The sequence below is a fragment of the Methylobacterium sp. DB0501 genome (assembly GCF_011043735.1).
Lineage (GTDB): Bacteria > Pseudomonadota > Alphaproteobacteria > Rhizobiales > Beijerinckiaceae > Methylobacterium > Methylobacterium alsaeris.
The window spans coordinates 62,396-71,228 of sequence record NZ_JAAKGV010000029.1; the positions used below are offsets into that span (position 1 = coordinate 62,396).

Genomic DNA, 8,833 nt, shown 5'->3' on the forward strand with positions numbered 1-8,833 from the left:
CGACCAAGGCCATGGGGGCGCTCGGCCGGCTCGCCGGGCGTGTCGATCCCGACGAACCGCTGGCGACCGAGACCGACTGGATCGACGCCAGCCTCAGTCGGGCGCGGCTTTGGGCGTCCGGGCTCGGCCGTGCGCAAGGGTGGTGCGCTTGGCAGGCGGCCGCACAGAACGCCCGCGGCCGCGGCCTCGCTCCGCTGATCGAGGCGCTGGAAGAGGGTAGGGTCGCACCCGATCGGGCCGAGGCCGCGTTCGAGACGGCCTACGCGCGCTGGTGGATCGACCGCGTCGTCAGCCACGATCCGGTGCTGCGCAGCTTCCTGCCGGAGCGCCACGAGGATACGATCGCCCGCTTCCGCGCGGCGGATGCCCGCGTCACCGAACTCTCCAAGCAGGTCGTGCGCTCGCGGCTCGGCGGCGGTATTCCCGGACCCACGGCCTTCGGGGCCGATCCGGAATGGGGCACGCTCTCGCACGAACTGACGAAGAAGGCGCAGCACGTGCCTTTGCGCAAGCTGTTCGGGAAGATGCCGACGGCGCTGACCAAGCTCACCCCCTGCGTGATGATGAGCCCACTCTCGATCGCGCAGTACCTGCCGCCCGACAAGGAGCCGTTCGACGTCGTCATCTTCGACGAAGCCTCGCAGATCTCGCCCTGGGACGCCGTCGGGGCGATCGCCCGGGGCCGGCAGGTCGTCATCGTCGGCGATCCCGAACAGCTGCCGCCGACCAATGTCGGCGACCGCGGCGTCGACGACATCGAGGATGGCAGCGACGTCACCGACCAGGAATCGATCCTCGACGAGTGCTTGGCGGCCAACATCCCGCGGCGCAACCTCGACTGGCACTACCGCAGCCGCCACGAGAGCCTGATCGCCTTCTCGAATGCCCGCTACTACGGCGGGCGGCTCGTCACCTTCCCTTCGCCGGTGACCGACGACCGCGCGGTGCGGCTCGCCTTCGTGCCCGACGGCGTCTACGAGCGCGGCGCGGGCCGCGTGAACCGACCCGAAGCACAGGCGATCGTCTCCGAGATCGTGCGCCGCCTGCGCGATCCGAACTTCGCGCAGGAGCGCCGCTCGCTTGGCATCGTCACCTTCAACGGCGAGCAGCAGCGCCTGATCGAGAACCTGCTCGACGCACAGCGGCGGTCATACCCGGAGCTCGAGCCGTTCTTCGACAAGGACCGCTGGCACGAGCCGATCTTCGTCAAGAACCTGGAGAACGTGCAGGGCGACGAGCGCGACGCGATCCTGTTTTCCGTGGCGGTCGGGCCGGACCAGGCGGGCCGGCCGGTCAGCACCGTCTCCTCCCTCAACAAGGACGGCGGGTACCGCCGCTTGAACGTCGCGATCACCCGCGCCCGCCGCGAACTCGTCGTCTTCGCCTCGCTGCGCCCCGAGCAGATCGACCTCGGTCGGACCCGGGCGCGCGGCGTGCGCGACTTCAAGCACTTCCTCGAATTCGCCGATCGCGGGGCACGCGCCCTCGCCGAGGCCTTCGCCCCAACCGGAGGCGACGTCGAATCCCCGTTCGAGGCCGCCGTGCTGGCCGGCCTCGAGGCGAAGGGCTGGCGCGTGCATACCCAGATCGGCGTGTCGGGGTTCAGGGTCGATCTCGGGGTGGTTCACCCCGACGCGCCCGGCCGCTATCTCGCCGGCGTCGAGTGCGACGGGGCGACCTATCACAGCTCGGCCACGGCGCGTGACCGCGACCGCCTGCGCGAGCACGTGCTGACCGGTCTCGGCTGGCGCATCTGCCGGGTCTGGAGCACCGAGTGGTGGATGAATGCAGATTCTGCGCTCGCCAAGCTCGACCAACGCCTGCGCGAGGATCTGGAACAGGATCGCGCGCGCTCGGCCGCGGCGGCAGCTGAAGAATCTCCTGAACCTGTCGACGTGGAGCTGGATGGTCCCGAATCCGCGGACGACGTGTCAGCGGAAGTGGCCGCTGCAGATGTCCTGCCGGAGCCAGCCAACGATCCGCAGCCGGAACGAGATCCCGAGCTACCACGCCTCTACGCGGACCAAGCCAGATCCTCGACCGCCCCGACGATGGAAGCCGAGCCCCTGCATGACGAGCGGGTCTACCGGATCGCCGACTTCGCGGATCTCGGCTTGCCGGTCGAGCCGGAGCGGTTCTACGACGCCTCCTACCGCACGACTCTGGCTGCGATGGTTGCGCACGTCCTCGCGGTCGAAGCGCCCATCTACGAGGATGTCCTCGTCCGGCGCATCGCCCGCGCGCATGGGCTGGGTCGTGTCGGCCCCCTGATCCGCGCAGCGGTGTCGGACCAGATCGGCGCTTCGATCGCACGCACCGACGACGACGGCCGGACTGTCCTATGGCCACCGGGCCGGGAGCCACAAGCGAGCTATCCCTATCGATCCGCAAACACGAGCGTCCGCGTACACATTGACACGCCCATGGTTGAGCTCGTTGGGCTCGCAGGCACCCTCCGACCTAGTGCTTCGGAAGACGATCGCGTCAGATTGATTGGACAGAAACTCGGCCTGTCACGCATTGAAGCATCAGCACGGACGCGTTTCGAACGAGCGAGCAAGTTGGCGCGTCAGTTAGATTTGTAATGTTGATCCCATGACGCGAAATCAGAATGTCTTCACCCCAACGATTTGAAATATGTATTTTACGATGATTGGACGCATCAATTTATAATATATAATTGGCAGAAATAGGCACAACAGGGCGAGTTGAGGGTCTCAACTGGGAAAAAAGAAGGCAGTCTATGATACCAGAATTCGAACAATCAACTGGTTATCTGCCCGAGGGAGAGCATTTTGCCGACTGGGATGAGCTGACAGCGCGCTTTGCATGGAACCCTCATAGGCAAAGAATTCACTCAGGATTGCAGCGCCTAGCTAGGGCACTTCGCGACGAACGCTGTGGATTGTTTCTCCTCGATGGCAGCTTTGTCACGAGGAAGGAGTTTCCAGGAGACTTTGACGCTTGCTGCGATTACACAGGCATGTCACCGATCGCGCTCACGCGCTTACGTTTGATGGGCAGTAAGGAGATCATGAAAGCCGAGTATCACGGTGAGGTTTACGCTTATGCGCAACAGGTTTCGAGCCAGAACCAGTACACTTTTCGCGAATTTTTTCAACGCGACATAGAAGATATTAGAAAGGGAATGGTGCGACTAAATCTTGAGAGCGTGCCATGATCGCGACTCAACTTCAGTATCAGGTGACACAGGACCGCATTAAGCAGTTCTACAATTCGTTGTCTGCTCTGCAGGGCAGCGCGTCGTCCTGGCTACGCGACCTGCAGGTGCGGGACATCCGCGATAAAATCGCCGAATTAGAAAGCGCGCTCGAGCAATACGATAGTTTAACAACTGGCGATATCAAATATATTGTAGTCGAGCGATTAGCGGATCTACCAAATGCTTTAATCAAAGCCCGACTACTGGCAGGATTGAGCCAACGGGAGTTGGCGCGCCAGACGCGACAGTCGCTTTTGAAAATTCAGCAATGGGAGCGTGATGGCTACTCGCGGGTCTCCGTTGACGTCATACGATCTATCGCCGCAACACTTCCGATAGAATTGCGTGGCTGGGCGCGTACTGACGTAGATCCGCCTTCACGTCCAGCCTTGAAGACGCTCTTAGCACGGGCAGGGTTGCCAAAAGAAGTTTACGACGACGTAATTGTTCCTGCTGGATTTGAAGGTATTGCACGCGACGACGAGATCGACAGACGTCTTGAACGTCTTTTCGGTCTTGGGGTGGCACAGTTTGCAAATGGAGCCGGCTTCGATGCAGTACCACTCCGCTTCAAGCTTCCAGCAAACGCGGAGCAAAGTCGGACCAGAGCCTACGCATCTTACGTAGAAGGTGTTTGCAGTATCATTGCGACGACCCAACCTAGCGTGACGGGGGAACTCCCAAAACACTGGTCAGAAATGCGGCGATTGTTATTTCCAGACGGCGTCATCAGTTTGGCGACCGCAGTCCGCCAATGTTGGTCGGTTGGGATCGGTGTAATAGGCTTACGAGACAAAGTCGCTTTCCATGGGGCTTGCCGGCGCGTTGACGGACGCGCAACAATAATTCTTAAACCATCATCACGCCATTCATCACGATGGTTGTTCAGCTTGATACACGAAATATTTCATATAATATCAGAAGACGGTGATTTTACGCTTATCGAAGGCGATGAAACATCTCGAGATCGCCGAGAAGCTCCAAATGAGCGTCGTGCTAACCGCTTCGCGGCGATGGTGCTAACCAACGGTGCGCTTGCAGATGCCTTTACGATGGTCTCAAGACGCTCTGGCGGTCGAGTTACAAATCTTACTGCGGCTGTTCGCGCTGCTGCTGATTTTTATAGAATACCTGTTGGCATTTTAGCAAATTTAGTGGCCGAAGATGTGCAATCTAGCGGCAGAGCAAACTGGTGGGGATCGGCAGAAAAGTTACAACCTATAGAGGAAAATTCTTGGAAAATTGTAAGAGATGTATTTATTGAATCATTCGATCGCAGGTTCCTCAATAGTACCGAAGCTGCAGTTCTGTATCAACTCCTGGAGACGCGAGATGAATGACCCTTTTGCCGAACTTGATGATCCTATTCCGTCAATCAAAGTTACATGTACCTCGACAGACTGCGAAAAGGATCAGCATTGCTACTTGCAAAAACGCAAAGTAGACGGCGCACACGTATTTGGAGCATGCCGGTCGTGTGGCAGTCAGCCGGCCTTCGATATTGCTCGCCTTCGAAAACGTGACATCAAGGATGTATCGTACACTTTCGCTGCTATGAGACACGAAAAAATCAGGGAACATTACTGGAGCAAGCCATTCGACGAGAAAGCTGCAGCGCTCGTCCGCAAAAAGGGCGTAGACAGAGTTCTGAGTGGTATATCAAGCAGAGTCGCATCTTCGATTGGAAAAAAGGCTAATGGCTTCGATGGAAGGCAAACGAAACTTGAGGGAAATGTGATATTTTATGCGCAGCATGCTACAGCAACGTGTTGCCGTAAATGTCTCTCCTATTGGCATGACATACCTGCCGACCGAGATTTGAACCCCAAGGAATCAAAATACTGCGAAGATTTGATCGTCGCGTATCTGCGGGAGCGGCTTCCTTCCATTGAATCCGAAAAATCATGAAACAGAGAGGCCTCAATACAATCCAGCGAGATGCTGATCTTCGCCGGCGCGTTCTCGATCCTGTGACGCGCAGCGTGCTCGTGTCACAAATTAATGGAACGGCTCAGCAGAAAGACCTCTCAGCACCTACTAACTGCGACGGAATCGGGCGGATACGCCATTTTCGCCAGCACGTCGTTGCAGGGTGGCCAACAAATCCGCTGCCGATTTTTCCTGCGTCGCGCTGGTTGGGTGTCGATCCACCGCCCGAGATGATGGCGCAGGTTTATCAACTTGCTGCGTGTGCGTGGCGTTGCTGGTACTGCTACGTTCCGTTCGCCTCCCTAAGGGCTGACCCTTCGAAGTCCGTGTGGAAAACCGCAGATGCCCTGGTTGATGCCTATTTGGCTTTGGAGGAGCGTCCGCCCATTATCGACCTGAGTGGCGGATCGCCTGATCTCGTCCCCGAGTGGATCGCTTGGACGCTACAAGCTGTGGAGATGAAAGGCGCGGCGCGCACCACATTCGTCTGGTCAGATGACAACTTGTCGTCTACTCGCCTTCTTGAAAAAGACGGGAGGTCGCTTCTAGACGCAATTGCGACATATCCAAACTACGGGAGAGCGTGCTGCCTTAAGGGATTCGATGGAGCATCGTTCGCATTCAACACCCGAGCGCATCCAGACGGTTTCGAACGGCAACTCGAAATCCTTTCGGGTTATGCGCGTTCAGAGATGAACATCTACATATACCTACCACTCGTTGGTCCAGCTGGACCTTGCTCAAGAAGCCAGATCGAGGCAATCCTTGAGCGCCTCACGGCAATTCGGGTCGACCTGCCGGCTCGGACCGTGCCGCTGTACATCGGGCGCTTCCACACGATGGTGGACCGCCTTGATACTCAGCGGGATATGGCCCTGGAGAGGCAGTGGGAACTCTTGCATCACTGGCAACGCATGGTCCCTGCGCTGGCACAAATCCCGTGAGCGTAGGGCAGCGGCTCAAATACCTCGTTGCGCACGAAGCACCGCGCGCAATCGATTTTGCTGCACTGACCGAGGTCTGCGAGGGCGCTTGGCCGGGAGAGGTGAGGCGAGCGTTGGTGGAGACCGCGGGCGGAGCGGCACGCCGGCTGCTAGCGAGTATTGACCGCCACCCCGGCCGTGTGGTCGCCGACGGCAGGTTGCCGCTCGCGCATCCCCTCGATGCAGATTGGCGATTCACGCGGGACAGTGCAGAGCACATCCTCGACAGGCTTCTAGCAAGGACACCTGCTGCCGCCGACATCTTGCTGATTGCAATGCCGACGATCGCGCTTGCTGCGCACGACCGGGGTTTGATGCACCGGATAGTAGTCGCTTCGCGGATTGGTGATCCTATCGACCTTGCTCTCAGGAAAGTAATGCCAGGTTGCCGATTTGTGTCATTGCAAAAGGTACCTATGGGAGCCTTCCAGACGGTCGCGCTCGATCCACCGTGGTACGACGATGTCGCGTTACCAATCATCGAAATCGCTCGGGCGGCAGCGCTTCCGAACGGGCGTATATTTGTCTGTACACCTGACACTCTTACTTCGCCTTCAAGCGCAAAAATTTTATCTAAATTGATGAGCGAGCCTCATGAGGTTGGATTTTCGATTGTCGAATCGGTGGAGCGCATACGATATGCGACACCATTCTTCGAGTTGCAATGTTTGAAAGCGGCTGGAATCTCAAATGTTAGCCCCGTCTGGCGGACGGGCCTTCTATGTTCATGTATACCAGAGCCTTTAGAATTTCCGACGTGCTCGGTATGCCCTCCTGTCCGCGGAGCGTGGCGAGAGGTACGGTATGGAGCAATCCGTATCTGGCTTCGCCAGCCTGCGGTGCAGGGGCCTGCTGCCGTTGGCGTAGCCGACTCGATCAGCCGAACCGACCGTACACGAAAGATCGCCAACCTGTGGACTTCGGGGAACACCTATGTTGCAGGCGTGGACGTGATTGGCCTCAACCTCCTCAGCGGAACCGTGGATGGCGCTGCGCAGTGGCCATGGGAAAATCGGCTTAAGGCAGTGCTCTCGGACGAACTTGCCACCATGGAACAGGCAGTGGAATTCTGGTGACACCGCTAGCAGGCATCGACCGCCGACGGGCTTTCCGTGTAGGCTTCCGCCGATTGGTCACGAATGGCGGAGAACAACCATGGCGGAGTTTGCGATCGCATTGTCCGGTGGAATCGGTGCCGGAAAAACCGCGCTTGCGGAGAAGCTAGCTGAGGCACTTGATGCTGATCGTGTGAGCTTTGGTCGCGAGGTTCGCAGATACGCCAAGGAAAATAACGAAAACCCGGATGATCGCTCTATTTTGCAGCAGCTTGGCCAAGCTCTGGTTTTGACTGAGTGCAAGCAGTTTGTCAGACGCGTGCTTGATCAGCAGTCTCAGCCCAGAAAGGACCGCTTGATTATAGATGGGGTGCGCCATATTGAAGTATTAATTCATCTTAAAGAAGAAGTTGGAAAGCGTCCGCTTTATCTAGTGCATGTTGCAACACCATCATCTACGCGTGAACAGCGTATTATGGAGCGCGACCAGGTCGAGCGTCGCCTTGCCGCACGATACGACAATGACATCACAGAAGCCCAAGTTACTCGTATCCTTCCGCAGTATGCTAGCTTGACGGTCAATGGGGAGCTGCCAATAATGCTCCAGGTTGCTCAAGTGGTCCAGAGGGTCAAGGAATGGTCTGCCAAAAGTGGTCAGCATCCCGTAGCGGCGTAAGCCATCTCGCGTCGCGCTCGAAGTGAAAGCATTCGGCGTATTTGAAGGCGGGGGCGTCCGGGGCTATGCTCACCTGGGCGCTCTCAAAGCATGCGAAGAAAGAGGTATTGATTTTGTTGGTGTTTCAGGCACCTCGATCGGTGCGATTGTTGCTGCCCTTATCGCTGCTGGTTATTCCAGTGCCGAGCTTTATGAGGCCGATGATCTTGGCCGCGAGAGGGGGCTTTTCGCCGTCAATGTTGTTGAGCGGTTTTTAGATCCCAGTCAATATAATCGTCTGAAGAAACTTCGAGCTTGGCACAAGCAATATTCTGATTTTTCTAAGAAGGGCAGAGACGCGGTTGCGTCTATGAAGGGTCGCATAGCAACCAGTTTTTGGTCGCGGGCTGTGCCTTCAAACCTTCTGCCATTGGGACGGCGCGCTCTCGCCAGCCTGGAGTTCGCATCACTCACAGCTCCGCCGATTTACGCCGTCGCGATGCCGCTGGCTGCGTTCCACTGGAAATTACTGCGTACCGTTTACGGGCGCTCAGGTGTGCTCGATAGCACCTCATTCGCTGTTTGGCTCAACGAACGTCTCGCGGAGCGGCTCGGCATGGAGCGCGGCGCGGTTGTGACATTCTCCGACCTTCCAATCCCACTTGCCTGCATAGCGACCAATCTATCGATGAAGTAGCCCCCGAAATGACCGGACAGGGGCTCACGCTTATGGAAGTGTGTGCCTATGACCGACCGTATGGTGAGTTCTAACGACCCGCCCCGCGCCGAACGCGTCGAGGTGATCACCTCGGTCCAGCGCCGGCGGCACTGGACCACGCAGGAGAAGGTGCGCCTCGTCGAGGAGACCTATCTACCCGGCCAGTCCGTCTCGCTCGTCGCCCGCCGCCACGGGCTGAACGCCAACCAGCTGTTCACGTGGCGTCGGCTGATGGAGCGCGGCGCGTTCACGGCCGCCGGTGCCGGTGAA

The 8,833-nt window shown here is 58.2% G+C and carries 9 protein-coding genes; all 9 read left to right on the forward strand.

The genetic code is table 11. The features are described 5' to 3' along the window. Positions 1 to 11: 11 nt before the first annotated feature. Positions 12 to 2,585, forward strand: coding sequence for a DUF3320 domain-containing protein (locus G4G93_RS36275; protein ID WP_246737134.1), 2,574 nt, complete (start codon positions 12 to 14; stop codon positions 2,583 to 2,585). A gap of 158 nt (positions 2,586 to 2,743) precedes the next feature. Then, the gene (locus G4G93_RS31105; RefSeq protein WP_165090814.1) at positions 2,744 to 3,181 is read left to right on the forward strand and encodes a DUF6932 family protein; all 438 of its coding nucleotides are present in this window, start codon (positions 2,744 to 2,746) and stop codon (positions 3,179 to 3,181) included. Beyond that, complete coding sequence (locus G4G93_RS31110) at positions 3,178 to 4,563, forward strand: ImmA/IrrE family metallo-endopeptidase (protein ID WP_165090817.1); 1,386 nt, start codon at positions 3,178 to 3,180, stop codon at positions 4,561 to 4,563. Before G4G93_RS31105 ends, G4G93_RS31110 begins: the two co-directional genes overlap by 4 nt. Next, positions 4,556 to 5,131 (forward strand): DUF4186 family protein, encoded by a 576-nt coding sequence (locus G4G93_RS36280; protein WP_246737135.1) that lies wholly within the window; start codon positions 4,556 to 4,558, stop codon positions 5,129 to 5,131. Before G4G93_RS31110 ends, G4G93_RS36280 begins: the two co-directional genes overlap by 8 nt. Next, positions 5,128 to 6,096: a radical SAM protein gene (locus G4G93_RS31120; protein WP_165090819.1), complete on the forward strand. Its 969-nt coding sequence runs from the start codon at positions 5,128 to 5,130 to the stop codon at positions 6,094 to 6,096. Before G4G93_RS36280 ends, G4G93_RS31120 begins: the two co-directional genes overlap by 4 nt. 113 nt (positions 6,097 to 6,209) lie before the next feature. Further along, a complete protein-coding gene (locus G4G93_RS31125) occupies positions 6,210 to 7,211 on the forward strand; it encodes a hypothetical protein (RefSeq protein ID WP_165090821.1) in 1,002 nt (333 codons plus the stop codon). A 79-nt stretch (positions 7,212 to 7,290) separates the two neighbouring features. Further along, a complete protein-coding gene (locus G4G93_RS31130; RefSeq protein ID WP_165090824.1) occupies positions 7,291 to 7,866 on the forward strand; it encodes an AAA family ATPase in 576 nt (191 codons plus the stop codon). A 22-nt stretch (positions 7,867 to 7,888) separates the two neighbouring features. Further along, the gene (locus G4G93_RS31135) at positions 7,889 to 8,542 is read left to right on the forward strand and encodes a patatin-like phospholipase family protein (protein ID WP_165090827.1); all 654 of its coding nucleotides are present in this window, start codon (positions 7,889 to 7,891) and stop codon (positions 8,540 to 8,542) included. Positions 8,543 to 8,590: 48 nt separating this feature from the next. Next, the coding region (locus G4G93_RS31140) for a transposase (RefSeq protein ID WP_165090829.1) at positions 8,591 to 8,833 on the forward strand (243 nt) is incomplete at its 3' end.

Excerpts from the sequence above, each read along its gene's own strand:
- G4G93_RS36275 (WP_246737134.1), top strand. The coding sequence starts at position 12 with ATGGGGGCGCTCGGCCGGCTCGCCGGGCGTGTCGATCCCGACGAACCG.
- G4G93_RS31105 (WP_165090814.1), top strand. The coding sequence starts at position 2,744 with ATGATACCAGAATTCGAACAATCAACTGGTTATCTGCCCGAGGGAGAG.
- G4G93_RS31110 (WP_165090817.1), top strand. The coding sequence starts at position 3,178 with ATGATCGCGACTCAACTTCAGTATCAGGTGACACAGGACCGCATTAAG.
- G4G93_RS36280 (WP_246737135.1), top strand. The coding sequence starts at position 4,556 with ATGAATGACCCTTTTGCCGAACTTGATGATCCTATTCCGTCAATCAAA.
- G4G93_RS31120 (WP_165090819.1), top strand. The coding sequence starts at position 5,128 with ATGAAACAGAGAGGCCTCAATACAATCCAGCGAGATGCTGATCTTCGC.
- G4G93_RS31130 (WP_165090824.1), top strand. The coding sequence starts at position 7,291 with ATGGCGGAGTTTGCGATCGCATTGTCCGGTGGAATCGGTGCCGGAAAA.